17 protein-coding genes and 3 pseudogenes are annotated in these 26300 nt (G+C 68.4%); 14 read left to right on the top strand and 6 right to left on the bottom strand.

What is annotated here, in order from left to right:
- The first annotated feature begins 112 nt into the window (after window positions 1-112).
- Window positions 113-1339 carry a nitric oxide synthase oxygenase gene (locus tag ACFV6H_RS27060; protein WP_385546881.1) on the top strand — a complete coding sequence of 409 codons (1227 nt, stop codon included), beginning with the start codon at window positions 113-115 and terminating at the stop codon, window positions 1337-1339.
- Window positions 1340-1347: 8 nt separating this feature from the next.
- On the opposite strand, the pseudogene ACFV6H_RS27055 reads toward ACFV6H_RS27060, so the two are convergent.
- A pseudogene (locus ACFV6H_RS27055) lies at window positions 1348-1652 on the bottom strand (hypothetical protein).
- Between the two features lie 377 nt (window positions 1653-2029).
- On the opposite strand from ACFV6H_RS27055, the gene ACFV6H_RS27050 reads away from it, so the two are divergent.
- Window positions 2030-3007 carry an SGNH/GDSL hydrolase family protein gene (locus ACFV6H_RS27050; protein WP_385546878.1) on the top strand — a complete coding sequence of 326 codons (978 nt, stop codon included), beginning with the start codon at window positions 2030-2032 and terminating at the stop codon, window positions 3005-3007.
- A gap of 1056 nt (window positions 3008-4063) precedes the next feature.
- Window positions 4064-5545 carry a multicopper oxidase family protein gene (locus ACFV6H_RS27045; RefSeq protein ID WP_385546875.1) on the top strand — a complete coding sequence of 494 codons (1482 nt, stop codon included), beginning with the start codon at window positions 4064-4066 and terminating at the stop codon, window positions 5543-5545.
- 14 nt (window positions 5546-5559) lie between these two features.
- On the opposite strand, the pseudogene ACFV6H_RS27040 reads toward ACFV6H_RS27045, so the two are convergent.
- Window positions 5560-5821 (bottom strand): annotated as a pseudogene (locus tag ACFV6H_RS27040) (amino acid permease); the annotation flags it as partial.
- Window positions 5822-6378: 557 nt separating this feature from the next.
- Between ACFV6H_RS27040 and ACFV6H_RS27035 the strand changes: the two are divergent.
- The 11 genes from ACFV6H_RS27035 to ACFV6H_RS26985 all read left to right on the top strand — a co-directional run bounded on the left by ACFV6H_RS27035 (window position 6379) and on the right by ACFV6H_RS26985 (window position 21601).
- A complete protein-coding gene (locus ACFV6H_RS27035) occupies window positions 6379-7107 on the top strand; it encodes a glycosyltransferase family 2 protein (RefSeq protein ID WP_385546872.1) in 729 nt (242 codons plus the stop codon).
- Entirely contained in the window at window positions 7104-7766 is a 663-nt protein-coding gene (locus ACFV6H_RS27030) for a DUF2064 domain-containing protein (protein ID WP_385546869.1), read from the top strand. Before ACFV6H_RS27035 ends, ACFV6H_RS27030 begins: the two co-directional genes overlap by 4 nt.
- Complete coding sequence (locus ACFV6H_RS27025) at window positions 7766-8431, top strand: class I SAM-dependent DNA methyltransferase (RefSeq protein WP_385546866.1); 666 nt, start codon at window positions 7766-7768, stop codon at window positions 8429-8431. The genes ACFV6H_RS27030 and ACFV6H_RS27025 overlap by 1 nt, the downstream gene beginning before the upstream one ends.
- Window positions 8432-8805: 374 nt before the next feature.
- Complete coding sequence (locus tag ACFV6H_RS27020) at window positions 8806-10302, top strand: glycosyltransferase 87 family protein (RefSeq protein ID WP_385546863.1); 1497 nt, start codon at window positions 8806-8808, stop codon at window positions 10300-10302.
- Window positions 10299-11822, top strand: a complete 1524-nt coding sequence (locus tag ACFV6H_RS27015; RefSeq protein WP_385546860.1) for a molybdopterin-dependent oxidoreductase — start codon at window positions 10299-10301, stop codon at window positions 11820-11822. The genes ACFV6H_RS27020 and ACFV6H_RS27015 overlap by 4 nt, the downstream gene beginning before the upstream one ends.
- The gene (locus tag ACFV6H_RS27010; RefSeq protein WP_385546857.1) at window positions 11819-12337 is read left to right on the top strand and encodes a hypothetical protein; all 519 of its coding nucleotides are present in this window, start codon (window positions 11819-11821) and stop codon (window positions 12335-12337) included. Before ACFV6H_RS27015 ends, ACFV6H_RS27010 begins: the two co-directional genes overlap by 4 nt.
- A 52-nt stretch (window positions 12338-12389) precedes the next feature.
- The gene (locus ACFV6H_RS27005) at window positions 12390-13448 is read left to right on the top strand and encodes an NAD-dependent epimerase/dehydratase family protein (RefSeq protein WP_385546854.1); all 1059 of its coding nucleotides are present in this window, start codon (window positions 12390-12392) and stop codon (window positions 13446-13448) included.
- A gap of 619 nt (window positions 13449-14067) precedes the next feature.
- Entirely contained in the window at window positions 14068-19839 is a 5772-nt protein-coding gene (locus ACFV6H_RS27000; protein WP_385546851.1) for a DNRLRE domain-containing protein, read from the top strand.
- 100 nt (window positions 19840-19939) lie between these two features.
- Window positions 19940-20515, top strand: coding sequence for a hypothetical protein (locus tag ACFV6H_RS26995; protein ID WP_385546848.1), 576 nt, complete (start codon window positions 19940-19942; stop codon window positions 20513-20515).
- 44 nt (window positions 20516-20559) lie between these two features.
- Window positions 20560-21216, top strand: coding sequence for a hypothetical protein (locus ACFV6H_RS26990; RefSeq protein ID WP_385546845.1), 657 nt, complete (start codon window positions 20560-20562; stop codon window positions 21214-21216).
- A gap of 172 nt (window positions 21217-21388) precedes the next feature.
- The gene (locus ACFV6H_RS26985) at window positions 21389-21601 is read left to right on the top strand and encodes a hypothetical protein (protein WP_385546842.1); all 213 of its coding nucleotides are present in this window, start codon (window positions 21389-21391) and stop codon (window positions 21599-21601) included.
- A 139-nt stretch (window positions 21602-21740) separates the two neighbouring features.
- Here the strand turns inward: ACFV6H_RS26985 and ACFV6H_RS26980 are convergent, their stop codons facing one another.
- From ACFV6H_RS26980 to ACFV6H_RS26965, 4 genes and pseudogenes are all read right to left on the bottom strand, one after another.
- Window positions 21741-23273, bottom strand: a complete 1533-nt coding sequence (locus ACFV6H_RS26980; RefSeq protein WP_385546839.1) for a carboxylesterase/lipase family protein — start codon at window positions 23271-23273, stop codon at window positions 21741-21743.
- A 42-nt stretch (window positions 23274-23315) separates the two neighbouring features.
- Window positions 23316-24572 carry a UbiD family decarboxylase gene (locus ACFV6H_RS26975; protein WP_385546836.1) on the bottom strand — a complete coding sequence of 419 codons (1257 nt, stop codon included), beginning with the start codon at window positions 24570-24572 and terminating at the stop codon, window positions 23316-23318.
- A gap of 54 nt (window positions 24573-24626) precedes the next feature.
- Window positions 24627-25218: pseudogene (locus ACFV6H_RS26970) on the bottom strand (UbiX family flavin prenyltransferase).
- A gap of 358 nt (window positions 25219-25576) precedes the next feature.
- A complete protein-coding gene (locus tag ACFV6H_RS26965; protein WP_385546833.1) occupies window positions 25577-26083 on the bottom strand; it encodes a nuclear transport factor 2 family protein in 507 nt (168 codons plus the stop codon).
- Window positions 26084-26300: the final 217 nt, after the last annotated feature.

The raw sequence follows: 26300 nt of genomic DNA, 5'->3' as shown, positions 1-26300 counted from the left end.
CGATGCCCCCCGCGTGGGCGTCCACGCCCACCCCCGCGCCACAGCAGATCCGGTTCCGCCTTCACTTCATTGCGGGCGGCCTCCGGAGCCGAACGCCACCCGCGAGGAAAACATGAACTCCGAAACTCTTCCGGCGCGCACCACCACCGACTCCACCCACCCCGCAACTGGTGAACCCGCCGTCGAGGAGCGCCGGCCGGGCGCCGGTGCCGACCACGCGCCCGCGGCTGCCGACCAGGGCGAGGCCGAAGAGTTCGTGCGCCTGTTCCATACTGAACATCCCGACCAGCCGACCCCGTTGGCCCGGCGTCTGCATCACATACGTGCCCAGATCGACCAGCAGGGCACCTACAGCCACACCGAAGACGAACTGGCCTTCGGCGCCCGGGTCGCCTGGCGCAACTCCAGCCGGTGCATCGGCCGTTTGTACTGGAAGAGCCTGCGCGTCCTGGACCGCAGGGAAGCCACCACTCCCGAGCAGATCCACCAGCACCTGTGCGAGCATCTGCGCCAGGCCACCAACGGCGGACGCATCCGCCCGGTCATCTCCGTCTTCGCCCCGGACACTCCCGCCCAGCCCGCGCCCCGGGTATGGAACGACCAGCTCATCCGGTACGCCGGCTACCGGCAAGAGGGCGGCGGCATTGTGGGCGACCCGGCTTATGTCGGTTTCACCGATACGGTACGCCGCCTGGGCTGGCAGGCCCCCGAAGGCGCCTGGGACGTACTGCCGATCGTCATTGAGACCCATCAAGACAAGCCGGAACTGTTCGACATTCCGCGCGATCTCGTACTTGAAGTGGACCTCACCCACCCTGAGCACCCGCACTTCGCCGAACTCGGCCTGCGCTGGCACGCGGTGCCCGCCATCTCCAACATGCGCCTGCGCATCGGCGGCATCGACTACCCCCTCGCCCCGTTCAACGGCTGGTACATGGGCACCGAGATCGGTGCCCGCAACCTCGTCGACGCCAACCGCTACAACCTGCTGCCCACCATCGCCGAACACCTCGGCTACGACACCAGCAGCGAAACCACCCTGTGGCGCGACCGAGCCCTGGTCGAACTCAACATCGCCGTACTGCACTCGTTCCACACCGCCGGCATCAAGATCAGCGACCACCACACCGAGTCCCGGCACTTCCTGACCCATCTGGAAAGGGAGGAAGGCCAGGGCCGCACCGTGCCGGCCGACTGGAGCTGGATCGTCCCGCCCGTATCGGGCGGGATCACCCCGGTCTTCCACCGCTACTACGAACAAGCCGACCAGCGCCCCAACTTCTACCTCGACAACGACGCCAAGAACCGAGGCAAGGGCGGATGCCCGTACGGCCACTAGGTCGTGTTTCAGAAGTTGCTGGTGTGCTGGGTGGCTCGTCCGGGGAGGTCTCGGACGGTCATCCAGATGGTGAGGGCGCGGGGGCGACGTCGTGTTCGCGTCGGGCGGTGTCGCGGCGGACGACTTCGTAGCCGCCTTCGTCCAGGACTGCGACGGAGGTGAACCAGGCCGGGTCGTCTTCGTCGGGCTGAATGACGACGAAGGTGCTGTCCGAGTGGTTGAGGCCGCCGATCAGCATGAACAGCGCGTCCTCGGACGGGTCGTCGATGCGGTCGCCGTTCTCGCTGTCGGCGCGGTAGTGCGCGGCCGCCATCGCCCTGTCTCCCCTCGCCCCGCTGACCTGACCGCGGCCAGGATGACATGCGGGGCCGACACGTCCGGCAGGTCACAGCCAGCAGCGTCCTCGGGTGAGGGCGGTGGGCGAGTCCGTCGATGATCACAAATAGGACAGCCACCGAGAACCGCGCGACAGGCCTGGACCGTGCGGGGCCGATCAGAGCCCGCTCCGCATCGCGCAAATCGGCGTCCGAGCCTGTCACATAGCGGGCTCAACCGGTCGGTTCATGGAGCCCGCCCTACTCACAGTCCGAATTTCATGATCGATAGTGACTGTCTGTATTGGATCTGGTGCGTGAAGTAACGATCTCTCTACGGTCATGTCGTCACCAACGCCGTATCCCTGGAGGATTCGTGGCAAGCGTCCGTACCCGACTGGCCGTGCTGGGCTCCGCCGTGGCTCTCGCCGCATGCGCCCAAGCCCCCGCACAACTCGCCAACGCGGCCCCGGCAGCCGCCGCCGCGTCCTACGAGTGGGTCGCCCTGGGAGACTCGTACACCGCCGGAGTCATCCCGGCCGCGGGCGACACCTTCGAAGTGCCCCGTGACGGCTGCGAGCGTACCGACCAGTCCTATCCGCAGGTCATCGACCGCGATCTCGGCTCCCTGTTCGAGCTGACCAATGTGAGCTGCGGAGCCGCCACCATCGAGGACGTCACCTCCCGGGCCCAGGAGCCGATCGGGCGTCACCTGCCGCCCTTCTCCGAGGACCCGGACCACCCCTTCCCGCCGGTGCCTCCGCAGTCCGAGGCGGTGGGCCCCGGCACCGATGTGATCACCGTCGGCGCGGGCGGCAACACCCTCGGGTTCGGCGACATCCTTTTCCAGTGCCTGCAACTGGGCTCGGGCAGCGGTGGCGTGGGAACCCCGTGCAAGGACGAGATGGCCGGCGGCATCCCCGGCCGACTGGCCAAGGTGAGCCGCGACTACGACCAGATGCTCACCACGCTCCACGAGCGGGCCCCGAAAGCCAAGATCCTGACTGTCGGCTACCCCACAGTCGTCCCCAAGGACACGTCCAAGTGCCGGTACAACAACTGGGAACAGTTCGGCTCGATCACCCAGGGCGACCTGGACTGGCTGCGCCAGGACGTCCTGGAACCCCTCAACAAGGCCATCGAGAAGTCGGCCGGCACCCAGGACGACGCCCGCTTCGTCAACCTCTACGACTCCTCCCAGGATCACAGCGTCTGCGACACCGGCAAGTGGATGGAGGGCATCTTCACCCGCTTCCCTGACCAGCCGGCCCTCGTGCACCCCAACGCCAGGGGCCACCGGAACGCGGCCGACCACGTCACAGGGGCGATGCTGGACGTCGTGGGCGTGGTCTGACCCACACCGCCGCAGTCCTCGCCGACGAGTATGCGGAGAACCGCCTCCGGCCGGACAGAGCCGGAGGCGGTTCCGGTACGGCCGTGCCCGGCAGCCTCTGGTCAATCAGCGCTCGCCGGTCGCCGCGACCGTGCCGCAGTTGCTCAGCGTCCCGAAGCCGTAGAGCGCGGCGACGACCTCGCGCACGGCCTTTCTGGAAAGGTGGGTTGGTGGTCAGCGGGAGCGGCGGGGCGCCGACATGGGCAGCGTCGTGCCGGCGGACTGGATGAGCGTGGCGGCCGGGGCGCCGCCCGTGTGTCGTGGCGGGGCGGTTTCGTGGTAAGCGGTGAGTCGGGCCTGCCAGTTCGGAGCAGCGGGCGGCCCGAGAGCGCGCAGCCGGTCACTGGCGACGTGGAGGTCTTCGCTGATCTCGGTGAGGCGCCTGGCGGCGTCGGTGAAACGGTCGCCCAGGTCGAAGCCGTCCTCGTCGGCAGCGGCGTTGGCCTGTTCGGCGGCGGCGTGGCGGCATGTGAGGGATCGAGGCGGGGGTCGAGATCGACCTGGTAGCCGACCGCGGTGAGCATCCGGGCGGTGTGGCCGGCCATCTGGTTCTCGCGCCGTCACCGCCTTCCGCAGTGACGTTTCCGCTTTGCTGACGTGCGATCACAACATCGGGACGGGCGCCTCTCAGGAGAGAACGGGGCCAGCGGTTCAGCGCCCGGCATTGAGGATCCGAAGACACGGCGGTTTGGCCAGGCCGGGAACCGGTGCTAGCGGGAGATCTGGTCATCGGGCAGGAAATCAACTGGCATGAGGCGGAACGTAGGCCCGCTGAACAGGCCAAATAGACCGAGTCACCGAACCGGAATCAAGATCACCGGGCTACCGCCAAAATCCGTTCCGATCCATCCCGAGGGCCACATTGCTGTCGGTGTGCTGGCGTTTGGGTGGTCTTGATCCGTGATACCGGAATCATGGCGTCCCTCATGGGACTTATGCAGTGAATTTCGTATGTGCGGAGTGTGTCGGTCCTTGGCATCGGCTGGGCGCGCTGTGGGATCGGGAAGGGAGCGAGCTGTGCCGATCACTCGTCGTGATGTCCTGAAGCTGGGGGGCTCGGCCCTGGTGGCCGGGGGTGGCACCGGCGTGCTCTCGTCCTGCGGTTCTACGGAGCTGGCCGCGCGGCCCGGGGCGTTGCGTAAGGCGGATTACACAGTGCGGATCGCGACCGGGCCGGTCGAGCTCGCGCCGGGCGCGGTCGTCTCCACCACGACCTACAACGGCCAGTTCCCCGGTCCGCTGCTGCGGTTCACCGAAGGCCGTCCGGTCGTGGTCGACGTCCACAACGACACCGGCGTCCCCGAGCTGTTGCACTGGCACGGCCAGGTGGTTCCCGCGGAGGTGGACGGCGCTTCGGAGGAGGGCACCCCGTTCATTCCCGCGCGCGGGATGCGGCGTCTGTCCTTCACGCCCGGACCGGCCGGTTTCCGCTTTTACCACACCCATGTGGCAGCGCTCGGTGACCTCAGCCGGAGCACCTACACCGGGCAGGCGGGTCCCGTCTATATCGAGCCGAAACTCAATCCAGGGGCCTACGACCAAGAGATCTTCCTGACACTGAAGGAGTTCCAGCCGTCCCTCAGTCACGGCGGGGACATGGCCCAGGACTTTCTCGCGGGCTCCGAGGTGCCGGAGCTGAAACGCAAGGGTGAGAAGGCGATGGCCGACTCGCTGGCCCGGGGCATGCCGCACGGCTACGAGGTCGGCTACCGGGCCTTCAGTGTCAACGGCCGCAAACTGGGCCACGGCGAGCCGATCAAGGTCAGGACCGGGCAGCGTGTGCTGTTCCACGTCCTGAACGCCAGCGCCACCGAGATCCGCAGCCTCGCCCTGCCCGGCCACACCTTCACCGTGGTCGCCCTCGACGGCAACCCCGTACCCCGCCCGGCCGGCGTGCCGGTGCTGTGGATCGGCACCGCCGAACGCGTCTCGGCCCTGGTGGAGATGGACCACCCGGGTGTGTGGGTACTGGGGGACCTCGCCGACGACGACCGCAACGCCGGCATGGGCACCGTGGTCGAGTACGCCGGCCGCACCGGTTCCGCGCGATGGACGGCACCACCGAAATCCACGTGGGACTACCGGACCTTCGCCCGCACCGGTGCCACCGCTCAGCGGCCCGACCACACCCTCGACCTGCTGGTGGAGAAACGCAACGCGGCCGACAAGGGATTCAACGTCTGGACCCTCAACGGCGTGCCCTTCTCCATGGACACCAACAAGCCGGTGATCGAGGTGGAACGGGGCAGGCGCTACCGGATGCGGTTCCGCAACGCCACCGACGACATCCACCCCCTCCATCTGCACCGCCACACCTTCGAGATCACTCACATCGCCGGCACCCCCACCAACGGTCTACACAAGGACGTCGTCATGCTCGGCGGCTACCAGACCATCGACTTCGACTTCACCGCCGACCAACCAGGACTCTCCCTGTTCCACTGCCACCAGCAGCTCCACATGGACTACGGATTCATGCTCCTGCTGCACTGCACCTGACCCACCGCGCGACGCACGCCGTAGGCGGCGGAGACGGCAAAGGCGACGCCGGGCGCGACTGGGACCGTACGGGCCGGATCGTGAACCACCTCACCGAGAGCGGCCATGCGTGCGTAGCCGACGAAGGCGAAAAACAGCAGGGCCCGCAGCCTGGAGCACCCCGCCGAACGACGCATCGGAGCCGATCTCGTCGAGCCGGGCCGCATCTGGGGCACCGGAGCCCAGGGCGACGACCGCGACAGTGGAAAGCACCGCCAGGACGATCGCCACGATGACTGCCGGCGTCGGAAACAGCCCGTACACCGTCGGCACCCTCGCCGGTTCCGTTGCGAGCACATGGTGGTGCGGTGGTGCGGTCCTGACTGTCGCATCCATGTCGAGGCCCAGGTAGAGCTACTGGACGTCGGACCGTTGTCGGCGAGGATCCTGCCCCGGCTCAGCGCCTCGACGGCGTCCTCGGTCACTCATGTGGCCGCGACCGGGCCACCGAGATCGGAGGGGAGCAGCGCTGCCTTGCTGCGGGCTCCCGCCGTGGCCTTCACTCGTCTCGTCCCGGCTACGGGAGGTGCGGGCTGAGGTCCCCCCCGGCCCGCGCCGGCGCCGGTGACCGGAGTCATCTGTAAGTCAGAGACATGTACCTCTGAACCTCCGTCATCGCCTTCGACTGCAAAGGGGGACGTGTCTCGAACCAAGGGCGAGCGCCGGGGCGGACTCCTTCCCCGCAGAGTTGCCGACTGCGGCGAGGAGGGCGCGTACCGAGCTGGTGCGCCATGCTTCCACATCCCATAAGGTCGCCATATCCCATATGTTCGTTTCTGTCGAATAGGGTGACCGTGACCGACACTCATTCTCCTGTGGTCGTGGGAGCACCGGTCGATGTGGTCCTGCCGTGTCTGGACGAGGCCGCCGCCCTTCCGTGGGTACTTGGCCGAATCCCGCCCGGCTGGCGGGCCATCGTCGTCGACAACGGCTCTCGCGACGGTTCCGCGGCCCTCGCCGCCGCGCTGGGAGCCCGGGTTGTCCACGAGCCGCTGCGCGGGTTCGGTGCTGCCTGCCACGCGGGCCTGTGTGCCGCCACCGCTGAGGTCGTCTGCTTCTGCGACTGCGACGCCTCCCTCGACCCGGCTCAGCTTCCGCTTCTGACGGCCCCTCTGTTGAACGGGTCCGCCGACCTGGTGCTCGGCCGTCGAAGACCGGTGACCGGAGGCGCCTGGCCGCTGCACGCCCGGCTCGCCAACCGGGAGCTGGCCCGGCGGGTCCGCCGCCGCACGGGTCTGGTGGAGCTGCACGACATCGGCCCGATGCGAGCCACCCGCCGTACGGCCCTGCTCGGCCTGGGCCTGACCGACCGCCGTTCCGGCTACCCCCTGCAGATGGTCGTCCGTGCGGCGGAGGCAGGATGGCGGGTGCGTGAGATCGACGTGCCCTACGCACCGCGGGTCGGTCGGTCCAAGGTGACCGGGACCTGGCGGGGCACCTGGCGGGCGGTACGCGACATGGGGGCGGTCCTCGCCGAGGCGCCCGCCGTCACGCCGGCCGACGCCGGGAAGGCTCGGAGATGACGCCCGCCCCGCCGCAGCACGCCACGCCCACCGTGCTCGTTCTCGCCAAGGAGCCGGTGCCCGGCAGGGTCAAGACGCGGCTCACTCCGCCGTACAGCCCCGCCCAGGCCGCCGCCCTGGCCGAGGCCGCCCTGGCCGACACCCTGGACGCCGTGCTGCGCGCGGCCGTGCGCCGCCGCGTGCTGGTGCTGGACGGCGAGCCGGGGCCGTGGCTGCCCGCAGGGGTCGAGGTCGTTCCGCAAGCCGGCGGTGGACTCGACGAGCGGATCGCGGCAGCCTTCGCCGCCGTCTCCGACGGTCCGGCGCTGCTCGTCGGCATGGACACCCCGCAGCTGACGGCCGGGCTGCTGGACGCCGTGGACTGGTACGGGGGCGACGCGTGGTTCGGCCCGGCTGCCGACGGCGGCTTCTGGGCCCTGGGCTTTGCCGAACCGTCGCTGGCCCCCTCTCTGGTGCGGGGTGTGCCCATGTCGACCCCCGAGACCGGACGGCTGCAGCGGCATCGCCTCGCCGCTGCCGGCCTGACGGTATGTGACCTGCCGCCGCTGCGTGACGTGGACACCGCCGCCGACGCCGTGGCGGTTGCCGCCGACGCGCCTGGAACGCGCTTCGCCGCGGCACTGTCCCGCGCCCACGTCCGAGCGGAAGGAGCCGCATAGTGCACGAGACGGTACTGAGTGGACACGCCGCCGACGCCGCTTGGGCCGCCGACCCGTACTTGCACGCACTGGATGCCGGCTGCGGTCCCCTCTTCCTTCAGCGCTCCGACGGCTGGCTGCTGCCTTTGGACGTGGAGCGCTGGTGCGCCCCCGCCGATTCCGCGGACCAGGAGCTGTTGCGCCGCTGCCATGGGCCGGTCCTCGATCTGGGCTGCGGGCCCGGGCGGCTGGTCATAGCCCTGGCCCGGCGGGGTCGGCCGGTCCTCGGAGTGGACATCAGCCCCGCTGCCGTCGCCCGCGCCCACCGGGAGGGCCGGCCTGTGGTGCACAGGTCGGTCTTCGACCGGCTGCCCGACGAGGGGCGGTGGGGCACGGTGCTGCTGGCGGACGGCAACATCGGGATCGGCGGTGCCCCGGAAACGCTGCTGGCCCGGGCGCGCGGTCTGCTTGCCCCTGGGGGCCGGCTGCTCGTCGAGGCGGATGCCCACGAGGTGGACGAGCGCCTGGTTGTCCGGGTACGGGACGGCTCCGGCCGCTGTGGCCCCGTTTTCCTCTGGGCCAGGGTGGGCTCGGCGGCGCTGCGCGGTGTCGCCGTCGGAGCGGGCTGGACGGTGGCAGACGAATGGTCCGAGGGGGGCCGCCGCTTCCTGGAGCTTCGTCCCTGATCACCCGGTTCCGCTCGCCTCACCGGATTCCGCTCGCCGCCCTCGCCCCTCGGCGGGCGTCCCGTCGGCAACCGCCTTCCCCGCGTGCTCCCGTGCCCTGCCCCCTCCCCCGGCTGCTCATGACCGTCCTCCATGAAGGAAACAGAGATTGGTGACCCCGTGCCTCTCCCGCCCAGGTATCGGAGGCCCGTCCGACGCCGCCCTCAGCCGTGGCGTCGGTGCGGAACGGCCAGAGCCTCCTGGGTCGGCCTTCAGCTCATGACGGGCCGTCACCAGAGGCTCACGGCCGATGCCCAGATGGCGAGGCCCTGCCGTCCCGGTTTCCGGCCGGTGCCTCCCGCCCATTGCCCGAGTCCGCCTCCCGGCGGGCCGGCATGAGCGCGCTCGCCCCGTTCGCCGGGCGGGCTCGCGTCGGCCGGTCCGGCGCCTGGACGGCCGGCACGCTCGTACTGCTGGCCGGCGTCGTCGCGGCGACCACCGTTTCGGTCCGCACCGGCGGAGTCCTCGCGCGCCCGGGACACATCCTGTTCTGGTACGCGGTGGCCTGGGCCATGTTCGCCGCCGCCTGCTGGGCGGTGCGGGCGGTCCCGGTACGGCGGGCGACGGCCGTCATCCTCGCGGGAAGCGCGGTTGTGGCCCTGACCGGCCTGGCCGGACCGCCCAGCACCAGCAGCGACATGTTCCGCTACGTCTGGGACGGTACCGTGCAGGCGGCCGGCATCTCCCCGTACGCCCATCCGCCGGCCGCTCCGGAACTCGCCCGGCTGCGCGACCCATGGCTCTTCCCCCCGGACTCCGCCTGTCAGGACCCCGCCACCACCCAGCGCCTGGAACTGCACACGTTCCCGGCGGCACAGGACGAACCTGACGCGCGGCCGACGGGGTGCACCCGCATCAACCGTCCACAGGCGCGTACGATCTATCCCCCGGTGGCGGAGTGGTGGTTCTTCGCCGTCCACGAGTTGTCGCCCGCCGAGGGGCGGCACAAGCCTTTCCAGGCCGCGGGCGCCGTGCTCGCGTTCGCCACCACGGCCGCGCTGCTGGCCGCGCTGCGCCGACGTGGCCGGGACCCCCGTACGGCGGCGCTCTGGGCCTGGTGCCCGGCGGTGCCGGTCGAGGCGGTCAACAACGCCCACGTCGACACCCTGGGGGTACTGCTCACCGTTCTGGCGCTGGGCACCGTGGGGCCGGGCAGCCGACGCGGGGTTCTGCTGGGCGCCGCGACCGCGGTGAAGCTGCTGCCGGTCCTCGCGCTGCTCGGCTCCGTGGTGGGGCGGCGGTCCATGCTGCGGACCGTGGCTCCCGCGGTCGTCGCCTTCGTGCTCGTTTATCTGCCGTACGCGGCGGTCTCCGGGGGCCGGATCCTGGGTTACCTGCCCGGCTATCTGAAGGAGGAGGGCTACGAGCCCGGCGACGTGCGCCGTTTCGCCCTGTTGCGGCTGCTGCTGCCCGACGTGGCGGCGATACCCGTCGCCGCCACGCTCATCGCGCTGACCGCGGTGTACGTCTGGCGGCGCGGAGACCCGGAGCAGCCGTGGCAGGGAGCCCTCCTGATGACCGGCACCACACTGACGCTGGTCTCGCCCGGCTACTCCTGGTACGCCCTGCTGGTCGTGGGCCTGGTCGCGCTCGACGGCCGCGCGGAGTGGCTCGCCGTCCCCGGTGCCGGCGCGGTGCTTTATGTCGGAAGCGTTGCCTTTCCTGCGATGCCGTTGCAGGAGTTGGCGTACGGCGCAGCCGCCCTTGTTGTCTGCGGCGCGGCCGCCCACCGCCACTGGTCGGGCCGGGGCCCGTCACCAGCGGCAGAAACCGTGATGCGCGTACCTCAGGAAGCACGACCTGTCGAACGCAACCAGGAAAAGAGGAAATGATGACGGCTGACAACCCATCGGCCGCCGAGCGCCCGCAGTCGCCGCCCGGTCCGCCCGGCCAGCCCAGCCAGCCCAGCCAGCCCAGCCAGCCCAGCCAGCCCGGCCAGCCCGGTCCGCCCGGCCCGGCAGGGGACCAGGCCGGCCGACGGATCGGCGGCCCCGTCCCGGAAGGCTCCACGCGCGCACCGGAGTCTCCCCGCACCCGGCTGCGAGCCCGGCTGACGGGCGGGCCACCACCAGGGCCGTCCCGACCGGGATTCTGGCGCAGCCCGCTGCGAGGGCCGTGGCTGACCTCAGTCCTCGGGCTGGTCCTGCTCATCGGCATCACGGTGCTCTTCGTGACCGGCCTGCTCTCCTACGCGGCCTACAACCCGAACCTGTCCCCGATCAACGACCAGACACCGGACAAAGGCGTACTCGGCTTCTACCTCTTCGCCTGGCCGACCAGTCCGTCCTGGCTCTACCGGGTCACCCAGGGCGTCCATGTCACACTCGGCGTCGTCCTCGTCCCCGTGCTGCTGGCCAAGCTGTGGTCCGTCATCCCGAAGCTGTTCGCCTGGCCGCCGCTGCGCTCGCCCAGCCAGGCGTTGGAGCGGCTCTCCCTGCTGCTGCTCGTCGGCGGCGCCCTGTTCGAGTTCGCCACCGGTCTGCTCAACATCCAGCTTCACTACATCTTTCCGGGCTCCTTCTACACCCTCCATTTCTACGGTGCCTGGGTATTCATCGGCGCGTTCGTCGTGCACGTCGCCTTCCGTCTCCGCGTGGTGGCACGCTCGCTGCGGAGTCGGCGGCTGCGCACCGAACTGCGCACCCCTCTGAGCGGTACCCGCCCTGAACCGCCCGACCGGACCGGCCTGGTCTCCCCGCTGCCCGCCCCGCCGACCATGTCGCGACGCGGCATCCTCGGCATGGTGGGCCTCGCCTCCCTGGCGCTGCTGGTCGTGACGGCCGGTCAGAGCATCGGCGGCAGCCTGCGGCGGACGGCCCTGCTCGCTCCGCACGGCCGGAACCCCGGGCAGGGTCCCAACGCCTTCCCGATCAACAAGACGGCCGCGGACGTCGGTGTCCGGGCCGAGGACACGGGCGCCGGCTGGCGGCTCGTGGTGCGCGGCGGCTCCCGCGAGGTCGTGCTCACCCGCGCCGAGATGCTCCGCCTGCCGCAGCAATCGGCCTGGCTGCCCATCGCCTGTGTGGAGGGGTGGTCCACCGAGGACCTGCACTGGAGCGGAGTGCGATTGTCCGATCTCGCGGCTCTGGTGGGGTTGCACGAGAACCTGCCCTCGGTCCGGGTCGACTCCCTGCAAAGCGGAGGTTTCGGCTCCACGGTCCTGCGGGACAACCAGGTCCGCAATCCGCGCTCCTTGCTCGCGCTGCGCGTCAACGGCGCCGACCTGTCGCTCGACCACGGCTATCCGGCGCGGATCATCGTCCCCGCCAACCCGGGCGTCCACAACACCAAATGGGTCACGACCCTCACCTTCGGAACGACCCCGGCCACGGAGTCGGGAGCCGTCTCGTGAGGTATTTCCGTGCCCGTTACGGCGGCTCCCCGCTCCATCTGCTGCTGATCCTCTGCTCCTTCGCCCTCACCGCGTACGCGGGCGTCCGGTTGCTGGGTACGAACGCCCTGGCCGTCGCCGTCTGGTTCGTGGGCGCCGCCCTGGTGCACGACCTGGTCCTGCTGCCCCTCTACACCCTCCTCGACCGCGCGGTGCGGCGACTGCTACCGGCGGGCGCCACCACGTCCACGGACCGGGCTTCCGACCGGGCGGCCCTGATCAACCATGTCCGGGTCCCGGGCCTTGTCTCCCTGCTCCTGCTGCTCGTCTGGTACCCGCTGGTACTCCGCCGGGTTCCGGGATACACGGTCACGACAGGGCTGAGTGCCGATGTCTTCCTGGGCCGCTGGCTGCTCGTCACCGCAGCCCTCTTCGCGGCCTCGGCCGTCTGGTACGTGGCGTCCCTCGCGTTCCGCGACCGACCCGGTCCGCACACCGATTCAAAGCCCGCGGCGCCCGACGGCCCGTCCGAGTGATCGGGCAGACCGGCGATACCACCCATCCACCAACTCCGGAAGGCTCCGTCCCATGCGCATCCTTGTCACCGGCGGTGCGGGTTTCATCGGCTCGCACATCGTCACCGACCTGATCGGCCGCGGACACGAGCCGGTCGTCCTGGACGCCCTGCTGTCGTCCGCCCACGGGGCGCTCCCGCTACCGGCCGAGGCAGAGATGATCCGCGCGGACGTCCGCGACAGGGAGGCCGTAGTGGCCGCTCTGCGCGGCGTGGACGCGGTCTGCCACCAGGCAGCGATGGTCGGGCTCACCCCGGACTTCGCCGACACCCCCGTATACGTCTCCTGCAACGACCTGGGCACGGCGACCCTGCTCGCCGCCATGGCCGAGACCGGAGTGTGCGCTCTCGTTCTGGCCGGTTCGATGGTGGTCTACGGCGAGGGCCGCTACGACTGCTCCCGACACGGCCGAGTCGTTGCGGGCCCACGCCAGGTCGCCGACCTCGACGCCGGCCGGTTCGAGCCGCGCTGTCCCCACTGCGGGGCCGAACTGGTCACCGGACTGGTCGACGAGGACGCGCCTACCGACCCGCGCAACGTCTACGCGGCCACCAAACTCGCCCAGGAACACCTCGCGGCGGCCTGGGCACGGACGACCCACGGCCGGGCCGTCTCGCTGCGCTACCACAACGTCTACGGTCCGGGCATGCCCCGGGACACGCCGTACGCGGGGGTGGCCTCGTTCTTCCGCTCCGCCCTGGAACGCGGCGAGGCACCCCGGGTCTTCGAGGACGGCCGACAACGACGGGACTTCGTGCACGTCCGGGACGTGGCAGCGGCCAACGCCCTCGCACTGGCCACGCTGCCGGACCGACCGCCGGGCGCGCTCACGGCCTTCAACACAGGCAGCGGCGAACCGCACACCATCCACGAGATGGCCGCCGCACTGGCGAGTGCCCACGGCGGGCCCGCGCCCGTCATCACGGGTGAATACCGCCTTGGGGATGTCCGCCACATCACCGCGTCCTCCCACAGACTGCGCAAGGAGCTGGGCTGGACTCCGGCAACCGGCTTCGCGGCCGGCATGGCGGAGTTCGCACGGACCACGCTCCGGCCGACTGTGACCACTTGACCAGCTGCTTGCCGAGACGCCCAGCCGTTGTACCGACTGGGTCAGACTCCTCGCCGCCAATCCCGACCGCAAAGCCCCCGTCCACCAAGCATTCGGCCTCACGCTCACATACGACGCAAAAAATCGGGCTGTGACCGTTGAGTCACAACCCCATTCTTCCGCGTACGTAAGTCCGTGTACGCAAGATCGTGTCCGAGGGGGGACACAAACCGGCGACATGGACGTGCAGTGGGCACGATTGCGGCACTGATCGGCACTCGTACGGCGCATCACCACTCCCGGGGCGGGGTTCCTTGTCTCGACATCCATGACCGGTCGTCAGGGGATAGCCGATCGATGGACCGAGGTCAAGCAAATTGATTTGTCAGCAAATGTCTTAATTGGGCGACAAATGCAAAATCTGAATCAAGGTATCGCTTTGTGATTTCCATACCTTCAGCGGTTCGGGTGGCGGGCAGGGGCCTGGAGCAAGATCACCGAGAGCGGGTCATATTGGTACTGGGCAGACCGTTCGCCCGCGCCAGTACTTCCGCCAGCCGACCCTGACCGCTGCCGGGGAGTCTTGGCCGGATAGACATCTCTTCCTTGATCTCCATGGAGATCCCTTGAAGGAGATGTGATGGTTCTCTGGTTCAAAGGCGGGCCACCGGGCCCGTTCGCGCCACTGCATCCCTCTGCTCGCAGACAGATGCGCCGAGTAGCGGGTGTGGTGTCGCTGGTACTGGCGATGGAGACGGCGCTGGTGACGGCGTCCACTGGTCAGTTGGCCGCCGCGACCGCCGAGTCGCCCCTGGCTGCCTCCTCGACGACAGCAGAGGGACAAGCCGAGGCCCAGGATGAGGCGTCGGCGCTGCTGATGGCGCGGCTGCAGGGCCGGAAGATCGAGGTGCTGTCCGCGCGGACCGAGGATTCGACGACCTGGGCACTGCCGAGCGGTGAGCTGCAGACCGCCGCCTACGCGGGGCCGATCCGGGTCAAGCAGGACGGGGTGTGGAAGGACATCGACGTGTCGCTGTCCGACACCGGTTCGAACCTGACGCCGGAGGCCACGGCAGCTGACATCGCGGTCTCCGACGGTGGCGACACTTCCCTCGCGTCGGTGACGAAGGGAACCAAGTCCTTCGGCCTGGGATGGGAGGATGAGCTGCCCACTCCGACGGTGAAGGACAACACCGCCTCCTACGACCTGGGCGGCGGACAGAGGCTGAAGGTCACAGCGCTGGCGCAGGGCTTCACCGAGAACATGGTCCTGGACCAGCAGCCGGACGGACCGGTGTCCTACCGGATCCGAATGGACCTGGACGGGCTGAAGCTGTCCCAGGCGGAGTCCGGGCATCTGCTGCTGAAGGACTCTTCGGGCAAGCTGGTGGCCGAGGCATCGGCCCCGATGATGTGGGACTCCACCAAGAACGAGACCTCTGGCGAGCCGGAGCACCAGGCCAAGGTCGCTACCAAGGTCGAGACCGATGGCGACGGCAAGCAGACCTTGGTGCTGACGCCGGCCGCGGACTTCCTGGCCACGGCCACCTACCCGGTCACCGTCGACCCGACCTCCACGCTCGCGGTCACCACGGACACGTGGGTGCAGACCCCGGACTACACCGATTCCCAGCAGGGTTCGCAGGAGCTGAAGTCGGGCACCTACGACAGCGGTTCGCACATCGCGCGGTCGTACCTGAAGTTCGACGTGTCGAAGTTCAAGGGCAAGCACATCACCGACACCAACCTTGCCCTGTACTCGTACTACTCCTCCTCCTGCAGCCCCGGGGCCGGCACTCGTGCACGGCGTATCACCGCCGACTGGTCCTCCTCCGACGTCACATGGGGCACCCAGCCGACCACCACCTCGGTGGGCGAGGTGATCAACACCGGAGCCTGGGGCTACAGCTCCTCCTGCCCGGCGAACTGGTCGAACTGGGACATCGACGGCATCGTCCAGGCATGGGCCGACGGTCTGCCCAACTACGGCCTGCGCATCAACAGCGCGGGCGAGTCCGACTCGCTGACCTGGCGCCGGTTCCGTTCGGCGAACTACACCACTTCCGGCTACGCACCGAAGCTGACCGCCACCTACAACTCCTATGCCACCACCTCCTCCGCGGCCATCGCGCCGAGCGTGGTGAACGCCTACAACGGCACACGGTACGTCAGGTCACTGACCCCGACCCTGACGGCCAAGGTCACCGATCCTGACGGCGCCACGGTCAAGAGCCAGTTCGAGGTCACCGCCGACCCCGCCTACGCCGACACCGCCTACACCTACATCGGTACCTCCGCCTCGGTGGTCTCCGGCGCCACCGCGACGCTTGCCATCCCGTCAGCCTCCGCGTTCCCGGCCGGCGTCCACCTGCGCTACCGCGTCCGTGGCCACGACAACATCGACTACGGCAGCTGGTCCGGCTACACCGCCTTCGTCCTGAACACCTCGCTGCCGGCCACCCCCTCAGTGACCTGTGACACTTACGGCCAGGACACCTGGACGGCAGCGGCCGTCGGTCCAGTGACCTGCACCCTGGACACCACCTCCACCGACGGCCAGGGCTTCAACTGGGGCCTGGACGACCCGACCACACCCAAGCGTGTGGACGACACCGCCGACGGGACTGGCGGCGACCCACTGACCGTCTCCATCAGCCCCACCGACGGCTGGCACACCCTGTACGCCCGGACCGTCGACTCTGGCGGCAACCTGTCCACCGGCACCACGTCCTACAGCTTCGGCGTAGGCGACGGCGCGGCAGTCGTCGCCCCGAAGGACGGCATCACCACAGCCCGCCGAGTGACCCTGCAGGCACGTGGTCTGGCCACTTACACGAAGGCAACCTGGTACTACCGCCTCGGCGAGGAGGGCGACTGGGCCCAGATCCCTGCAGACGACGTCGCCGCCACCGATGGCTCGGGCGTGATCTGGCCGGTGCCGATGGCCGGTGGACAGTCGGCCGCGCTGACCTGGAACGTCGCAGCCACTGTTGGTGTGGATTCCGACCTTCAGGTGCGCGTCAGCCTCTCGGGCGACAGTGCATCGGGTTACTCCCCGGCGGCCACCATTACGCTCGACCGGGCAGCAGGACAAGGCCCCACCAAGGACATCGGCCCCGGCACAGTCAATCTGCTGACAGGGAACTACAAGATCACCGAAACCGATGTCGATCTCCTTGGCCAGCAGGTGATGCGCACAGCCGCGTCCCGAGCCTCCTCGGACGACGAAAACGCCTCGGAGATCTTCGGTCCGGGCTGGATCGCCGGACACGGCGCCGATGTCCAGGACGCCGGCTACGCCAAGGTGGTCAAGCAATCCAGCACGGCGGTGGAGCTGGTCGGTTTTGACGGCGAGACCTCCGCCCGGTTCACTGCCTCCGGCGCGACGTGGACTTCTGCCGACGTCGAAGGACTGACCCTCACCGGAAGCACTGGCGGAAACACCTTCACCTTGGCCGACGGCTACGGAACCATCTCCAGCTACGCCCTGAGCAGCACCCCGGGCACCTGGGTCCTGGACACCGTCGCCCATCTGAGCGATGACAGCGAGGTCGCCGTCTCCCAGGCGGTCTTCAACGGCGATGCGGTGTCGGCCCGCCCCAAGTACGTGATCACCTCCACCAAGAACGGCGCCGCGGACGACTGTTACCGGGATATGTCGACCGCAGACTGCCGGATCATCGAATACGTCTACGCCACATCAACGACGGCGACGCAGTCCGACTACAGCGACTTCGCCGGACAGGTCAGCAAGATCCTGCTGCACGCCGCGGACCCGGGAACAACGAAGACGACCAAGACCTCTGTCGCCGCCTATGCCTACGACACCAGTGGCCATCTGAGGCAGGCGTGGGACCCACGGATCAGCCCGCAGCTGAAGACCAGTTACGGCTACGACACCGTCGATCGAGTGACGTCCTACGGGCCGCCCGGCCAGCGCGCATGGAACTTCACCTACGCCCGTGCAGGTGACAGTGACACCGCCGGGGACGGCATGCTGACCCGCGCCTCCCGTGCCGGCATCGAGGGAAACCCGGACACAGGCACCGTGTCCCTGGTCTACGACGTACCCCTGAGCGGGGGTAACGCGCCTTACCAGATGTCGGGCCCGGAAGTGGCGAGGTGGGGCCAGCAGACTGTGCCGGTGGATGCCACCGCGGTCTTCCCTGCCGACAGCGTGCCGGGAGGGCCCATCGGAACGCTCCTCGACAGCGGTGATTACACCAGGGCGGAAATCGCCTACGCCGACGCGGAGGGCCGCGAACTGAACACGGCGTCGCCCGGAGGACACATCTATACGAGAGAATATGACGGCAACGGAAACATCGTTCACGAGCTGACCGCAGCCAACCGCGAGCTTGCCCTGGGCACTGCCGCGGACGCGACCGCGGAACTGGCTCTGCTGCAGATCGGCGAAGAAAGCACCAACGTCCGCGCCGAGCGCCTCTCCACGGTGAGCACCTACGATGCGAATGGCCTGTTGCTGTCCGAAACCGGCCCCCTGCACCTGATCAAGATCCAGCACAGCCTCAGCGGAGGCGCGAACGCGACGGACCTGCCCGCGGGAGAGCAGGTCGCGGCGCGCAAGCACACCACGTACACCTACGACCAGGATCGCCCCAGCGGCGCTCAGGCAGGCGGTCTGCCGACGACGACCACTGTCGGGGCACAGGTCTCCGGCTACCCGAACGACGGTGACATCACAGTCACCACCACGCAGTACAACTGGGACACCGGCAGCCCGGTCAAGGAGACGGTCGATCCAACAGGCCTCACACTGGCCACGACGACTGCCTACACCTCGGACGGCAGGCTCAGCGCCACCACCGTTCCCGGGGACACGGTCGTCACGACCTCCTACTGGGACGGCGCAGGCAGCGGCACCTGCTCCGGCCACCCCGAATGGGCGGGCATGGTGTGCGGGACCGTAACCAGCGCGGTGTCCGACACCGACAAGTCCGAAGCAATCGCTGAGCAGTTCACCTACGACCGCTGGGGCAGCCCCGCCAAGGTGGTCCGGACGTCAGGCAGCACCGACCGCACCACCTCCTACACCTACGACGATGCCGGCCGACTTGTGCTCACGCACGTCGCCTCCAACACCGGCGCCGCCATGCCGGATCGGGCAGTGACCTACGACCCGGGCAACGGGATGAAGTCCACGGTCTCCGCCAATGGCAGGACTGTCGGCTACAACTACGACCAGCTCGGCCGATTGACCGGCTACTCCGACGGCACAGGCAACACCACGACGACCGACTACGACTCCTCCAACCGCCGCACCTCGGTGAAGAACTCAGCTGCCTCCACCACGACTTACGCCTACTCGGCCACGAGCTCCGGCGATGCGGTCGTCACGATGACCGACTCCGGCGCCGGGGCGTTCACTTTCATCTACGGTGCCGAAGGCCGGCTGGAGTCCCAGACCCTGCCGGACGACAGCAGCTTGAAGGTCTCGTACAACGAACTGGGGCTTGTCACTCAGAGGCTCTACGCATCCTCCGCCGGGGTTCCTGAGTTGCTGAGCGGCGCGGACTACACCATCGGGGAGAAGACCGCGCATGACACCCGCACCGCTGGAACCACAGTCAACGTGGACTACACCTACGACCGTGCTGGGCGCCTGACCCGCACCGACGAAAACGAGGCGGACAGCACGTGCACTGTTCGTGCCTACGCACTCGATGGGGCAGGCAACCGTACGAGCGTGACCACGACCACGGCAACCTGCGGAGACACTTCCTCGGCCACCACCAAGGACACCTACGCCTACAACGCGCAGAACCAGATCTCGGGGAGCGGCTACACCTACGACGCCTTCGGCGACACCACGGCACTCGCCGACGGCACAGACCTGGTCCACTACGCCGACGGAAGCGCCAACCAGCTCACCCGTGGCACGGACCGAGAGACCTGGACTCTCGACGCCGAAGGCCGCCTGGCCACTGCCGCAATCGAGACCAAGGTATCCGGGTCGTGGACCGCGGCAGAGGCGGTCGTCAACCACTACGACGACGACACCACCACTCCTTCATGGTCGAGCAACGGCACAACGACAAGCCGCTATCTGAGGGATCCTGACGGCAACCTTGTCGCCACCGTCGACAGCGCGGTCGTGACTCTGCAACTCATGGACGTGCACGGCGACACCGCCGTCACACTCGCCACCGTCGACGGCGCCACTACCGTCCACGCCTACAGCGACACCGGACTCACCGACAGCACCTTGCGCTACGGCTGGCTCGGCGAGACCGCCCTGGCCGATCGCCAACTCGTCGGCACGCTTCTGATCGGTGGCCGCTTCTACAGCCCGGCGCTCGGCCGTTACCTCACCCCCATGGAAGCCCAGGAGAGCGAAGCAAGCCGCGTGAATCCCTACCTCTTTGACACGCAAGACCTGGTCAGAGGATAGAGAAGCCAATCCGCCGGTTGCACCCGGAACAAATCCCAGGTGCAGCCGGTGGGGAATTCCATCCCTTTTCATTCTCTTCCGCAGAGGAAATCGATTCCGCATGAAGAAGTTCCCTTTCGTTTTCGCCCTTGCCCTGTTGTGTTCGGCATTCTTGATGCCGGGGCAGTCCGCCTATGCCGACACTGCCCACGGGAAGTGCCCCGACTACCGGATCATGGACTACACGACGAAGTCCTGGAAACTGACGCACCTGGATCACATCGGGAATCACACAGGAGTCACGCAGAAGTACACCATCGTCGAAGAGGTGCAAACGCACCTGGAGGCCAGCGTCACGGTGTCAGCCAATGCCTCCGTCAAGGCAAAGGCAGCGTTCATCGCCGACGCCAAAATTGACACGGGGATAAGCATTACCGGCCTTGGAAGCAAAACAAAGACGAAGTCGTACACGCGGGAAACCAATCTGCCCACGGGGCACACCTGGGTCTTCTATCATGGTAGACGCCATGTGCAAGGCGTCGAGTACGGCTACCACTGCAAGAGTCAGGTGTACCACGTAAAGACATACACGGCGAAAGGGAAGAGTTTTTCCACTATCAACTACACGGACGCCTATCGCTGCGATGTGAAGCCCAAGGACGCCCTGGCGAAGCTCGCGGTCAACAAGGGATGCTGACCCCTCCACACCTCAGAGTAAGCTCGCACCAGACTGGAGACCCCATGAGTACATCGCTTCGAGTGGCGACATCGCTTGCTGCAGTCTTGATGGTCACTTCCTGCACTTCCAGCGCAGCAACCCACACTTCGGGCGCGCCATCGACCCGTGAGTCGCCCGCGAAGCGGTCCGACCCGGAAAAATGGACCTGCCAGGAGGGCAAGTTCCACTGGGGGAAGGTGGCGAAACGCCAGGTACTGGCCGCCGTTTCGGACGGTCAGCGGTTCGATGTTCCCGCAGGAAAGACTGTCCGCGCCCGCTTCGAGGCAATTCCGATCCGCTCCATACGAGCCAGCATCTCAACCTCCCCGGGTGGCAAGGACCTGGACCCGCAGGCCGCTGTCGCCTCCCTCGAGGAAAAGACTGGGCTGCAGCTCGAAAAAGTCGGCGCGTCCTTCGCCCTGAGTAATGAGGATAAAGTCCTGAAGACCGAATTCGGGAAATTCTCCGGTGTGCTGGTGGATGTCGTGGGAGTGGACCTGGTCGAGGCATCGTTCGTGTACGGATGCGGCAGGTCCGACGGGAAGCCCGTACGTGGGACCTTGAATACCTGGTCACCATTCACGTACTCCGGACTCTTCAAATGCGGGATCGACGAGGAACTGTCGCAATCCGAGATCGAGGCTGAGAACCTCATGTGCGGCGAGGCCAAGGAGCATTAATGACCTCGAATACATAGTTCCTTCCGGAACGCATACACGACAGGGTGCCGCGCTGCGGCACCCTGCGGCGGCGACCTCGTCGGTCCGCCAGTTCGGCCGGGGCTCCGAGAAATGGCACCGGACCTGGCCGGGGCGGATCCAGAGCCAGTGGCCGTCGGTCAGTACGTGGTCGGTGAAGTCCACCGACCAGCGCAGTGTGCCCGAGCGTACGGAGATGAGCTGGTGGAAGTCGGGTCGCAGTGCGGAGCGCCGGTCGACGCCGTGGCGTTCCGCCCGGTGCGGCAGTGTGGAGCAGCGGAACACCTCCACTCCGGGAGGTGCGCCGGCCGTCGGCCAGAAGGCGAGCTCGGCGACTTCGCCCTTCCTCATCGTGTCCATGGTGTGAACCCCAGCCTGTGCAGGGAGCGTTTGGGGGACGGGTACGGCCCGGGCCGGACGTGGGGCTCGTCCGGTCCGGGCCGCGTTCCGCGATTCCGGCGGATCGGGGCCGAGCCGCACGTCCCCGCGGCCGTACCCCGTGCCGGTCAGCCCTTGGGTGCGGGGACCGCGCCGAAGGCCTTATGGGCCCACAGGCCGAGGTTCCTCTGTCCGGTGTAGGGCCCGACGCTGTCCTTCAGGTCGAAGACCTGCGTGATGCGGTCCTGGGTACCGTAGGCGGCCCAGCCCGGGTCGCCCACGGCGGCGAACGAGGTCCATGCCGTGCGCATACGCGCCGACAGGTCCTTCTCCTCCTGGGTCGGTTCACCGCCGAAGGGGCCGGCTCCGAAGGTGTTGAAGACAAGGGGGACGTCGGCCCCGTGCGGGGATCCCTCCAGCGGTCGGCCGAAGACCGAGGTCTTCCAGGCCAGTTCGTAGGCGTACGCGGTACCGCCGCCGGCCACGTGCGCGTCGAGGAGCTGGACGAGCGGAACGCGGAAGGCCCAGTCCGTCAGGAGCTTCTCGAAGAGCTGCCACGGCTGTGCGTCGGGGAAGGCCGCGCGGTAGGCCTTGCCCCCGTCGGGGGTCAGCCTGTCGAACTCGGCCTGCACAACGGTGTCGTCCATGCCGCCCAGCTGGCCGCTCGCGGCCATGATGGTCAACCACTCGTGGCTGGTGTGGCCGCCGAGGACCGTCACATCCCGGGCCTGCCCGGCAGCGAGTGCCTCCCACGGGGACCGGGGAAGGACGTCCCCGTCGACGACGGGGCTGACCGCCCGCATGGCCTCCGCTCCCCACCGTCCGGGATCGGCCGCCATCTGCCGGGCGAGTGCGGTGGTCGCGTCGGCGATGGCCTGCGGTCCGATCGAGGCGACACCGGCGGCGGTGGCCGGCACGCCCGCCAGGCCGGCCATGCCGCGGCCGAGGCCCTCGGCGAGGTCGAGGCTGTAGTAGTGGCTCGGCATGCTCTGCACGATGGCGCGTCGGAACAGGCCCTGGGCCCGGGGCACGGCCAGCAGGGCGGCGACCGAACCGGCGCCGGCCGACTCGCCGAAGACGGTGACGCGGTCCGGGTCCCCGCCGAACGGCTCGATGTTCTCCCGCACCCAGGCGAGGGCGGCCGCCTGGTCCAACAGTCCGCGGTTGGCGGGAGCGCCGGCGAACACACCGAAACCCTCCGCTCCGACGCGGTAGTTCATGTTGACCACGACCACGCCGTTCTCACCGGCCAGCCGGGCCCCGTCGTACATCGGCTCGTCCCCACTGCCCTGGGTGTATCCGCCGCCGTAGATCCAGACCATCACGGGAAGGCGCGCGGCGCCGAGGTCCGGGGTCCAGACGTTCAGCGTGAGCCATCCCCGGTCGTCGGCCTCGGCAGGGGCGCCGCCGGATCCCTCGGGGGCGGCGGCATCGGCCTGTGCCTGGGAGAGCATCTGCGACTGCGGTGCGCTCGGGCCGAAGGTGTCCGCGTCGCGCACACCGTCCCACGGGAGCACCGGCTCGGGTGCGGCGAGCCGAAGAGCCCCGACGGGCGGCTGGGCGAACGGAATTCCGCGAAAGACGTGGACGCCCGACTCGACGGTGCCGCGGACTGCGCCCCTGGAGGTGGCGACTTCGGGACGACTTGGGTTGACTGCCATGATGATCTCCTTGGGTCGTGACCCTGGCCGGGCCAGACGTGGTCAGAACGAGGTATTCGACGAAGGCCGCAGATTGTCGTCCATCAGATTCCCTTCCTGGGCCTGCGCGGCGGCGGCAACATCCGCAGCGATGCGCTGGAGTTTCCCGAGCCACTCGCGCATTTCGGGGAGGTCGTGGACCTGATTTCCGTAGCTGCCGCGGCGGTCCCGGCCGACCGGGGTGGTCGCGTCGATGACGAGCTTGTCGATGATCCCGGGATGGTCCGGCTGCGGGGCGAGTTCCATGATGGGCTGTCCGGGAATGCGCACCAGGTCGCTGGAGGGGTTCATCTTGGTCGAGAGGGCCCACATGACCTGCGGGAGGTTGAAGGGGTCCACGTCCTCGTCGACCATGATGACCGTGGCCGCGTAACCGAGTCCGTGCGGCAGGCTCAGCACCCGCGTACCGACCGCCTTCGCGAAGCCTCCGTACCGCTTCTCCGTCGAGACGATGACCACCAGTCCGTGCGTGTAGGTGGCGTTGACCGCCTGAACTTCGGGGAACTCGCTCTTGAGCTGCTTGTAGAGCGGGGCGCAGGTGTTGGGACCGATGAGGTGGTCGACTTCCGTCCAGGGCATTCCGAGGTAGAGGTGTTCGAAGATCGGGTCGGTGCGGTAGGAGATCCGGTCGATGCGCAGGACGGGCATCCTGCGGCCTCCGGAGTAGTGGCCGGTGAACTCGCCGAAGGGGCCCTCGATTTCCCGCTTGCGGCGTTCGATGACTCCTTCGATGAGTACTTCGCAGCCCCAGGGCACGGGCAGGCCGGTCAGGGGCGCGGTGGCGACGGGTGCGGGGCTGCCGAGGAGCGCTCCGGCGAGTTCGTACTCGTTCTCGTCGTACTTCAGGGGCGTGGAGGCGACGATCGAGATGATCGGGTCGTTGCCGACGGCGATCGCGACGGGGAGGTCCTCGTCGCGTTCCTCGGCCTTGCGCAGGTGCTGGGCGATGTCGTGCATGGGTACGGGTTGAATGGCCAGCTTGCGCCTGCCCTTGACCTCGAGGCGGTAGATGCCGACGTTCTGCTTGCCGCTGTCGTGCGGGTCGTCGGGGTCCCTGGAGACCACGGCGGCCTTGTCGATGTAGAAGCCGCCGTCACCGTCGTTGAGCCGGTACAGGGCCGGGGCCCGGTCGCCCAGCCGCGTCACCGCGTTCGAGGCGGCCGCGATGTCCGGCTCGGGCAGCACCTCCTCCGTGACACGGAGGAGTTGGCCCTCTCGGTCGAGCGTCTCCAGGAAGACGCGGAGGTCGTCGTACGGCAAGGGGAGCTCCAGAGCGATAGGTGGATGGGGCGAGCCGCGGCCGGCTCCGGCGGGTCACTCGACGGGCCTGAGGGCGCGGGCGGCTCTCATCCCGTCCCACCGCTTGGCCGCGGGCGCGGGCAGGCCGAACTGGTCCAGGACGCGGGCGGTGATGTGGTCCACGATGTCGCCCACGGATTCCGGGAAGTTGTAGAACGCGGGCATGGGCGGCACGATGCGGGCGCCCATGCGGCGCAGGGCGAGCATGTTCTCCAGATGGATCTCGCTCAGCGGCGTCTCGCGGGGGACCAGGACGAGCGTGCGGTCCTCTTTGATGGTCACGTCCGCGGCCCGCGCCACGAGCCCGTCCGCATAACCCGCCCGGATACCGGCCAGCGTCTTCATCGTGCACGGAATCACGGCCATGCCATCGGTACGGAAGGAACCCGAGGAGATCCGTGCCCCCTGATCGTCCGGTGCGTACACCTCGTCGGCCAGCTCCTTGATATCCCGCACCGACCGGCCGGTCTCCAACTCGATCGTGCTGAGGGCCCACCGAGAAACCACCAGGTGGGTTTCCACGTCCGGCATCAGCCTTAAGGTTCTCCAGGAAACGCACCCCGAGTACGGCACCCGTCGCTCCCGTCATACCCACGACCAACCGCACAGCGATCGACTCCTTCCGGCGAGGGTCCATTCGGCTGTCCCGTGCACTCACTTTCCAACGTACGCAGCGGGCCCGAGCCAGTGATGCATATCGCGGTCAGGCCATATGCAGAAACGGACAGACGCACCAGGATCGACCGCAGGCGCGCGGCTGCGGGAGCGGACGGCCACCACGACGGCGGCCCGCGCTCCACCGAAATTCGCCATGCAGTGTGCGTCTCTGAAACTCTCGCGGCAGGTACGTGCGGGATCCCGGGTCCCCACAGCGTCAAGAATCAGAATGCGTTCCGTCCAAGCGGTCCATGACGGCCGGCGATATCTGCTTGGAGGGCGCTGTGGGTTACGGCCGGGGCAGTGGTTCAACCCCGTGGGAGTGCGATCGGCAGATCGTGCAGGACACGGAGGTGGGATATCTGCCATCCGGAGCCCACCCGCTGCAAGGTGAGGTCGTAGTAGCCCACCTCGAAGGGCTTGATGACGCCTTGGGCGCCGGTTGTGCCTGCCGGTCGGCCGGTGGTTGGTTCGGCGGCTCCGTGCACGGCGTAGGTCAGGAACTGGGCGTTCAGGTGCGCGGTGTTTCCGCGGATCTCCACGAGCGGGTCGGAGGTGACATGGTGCTCGGAGCGCAGCCCTCCCAGTGGGCTCTGACGTTCTGTGACCGCGTCGGCGATGGCGGTCCGGCCGACGATCCGCGATCCGACCGGCTGATGGCCGCCCTTGGCGTTCTTGGCGGAGACGTCCACCTTGCCCTGTGGTGTGAAGAGCGCGGACAGGGATGCGCCGTCCCGGTGGTCGGTGGCGCGTACGTAGCGCGCCAGGACCTGCTGGACGTCGGCGCGAGCGGAGTCGTCGGCACGGGTCGCCACCGCGGCCGGCGGAGGTCCGCTGGTGGCGGCGTTGCTGATACCGACGCCGACGAGGCCGACTCCCCCGCAGCGACCAGGGCGATCATGGTCGTCCGCACGGCGCGGCGGCGAGATGTAGCGATTGTCATGTGAGTCCGTCCCAGGGACAGTGACCACGTGTTGCGGTCGGCTTGCTGAGGGGTGATCGACTACGCGCCTGGCGCACCCCGGAACATCG

The sequence above is a fragment of the Streptomyces sp. NPDC059743 genome (genome assembly GCF_042732975.1).
GTDB lineage: Bacteria > Actinomycetota > Actinomycetes > Streptomycetales > Streptomycetaceae > Streptomyces.
The sequence above is the reverse complement of the archived record's forward strand: the minus strand, read 5'-3'. Positions and strand labels throughout refer to the sequence as shown.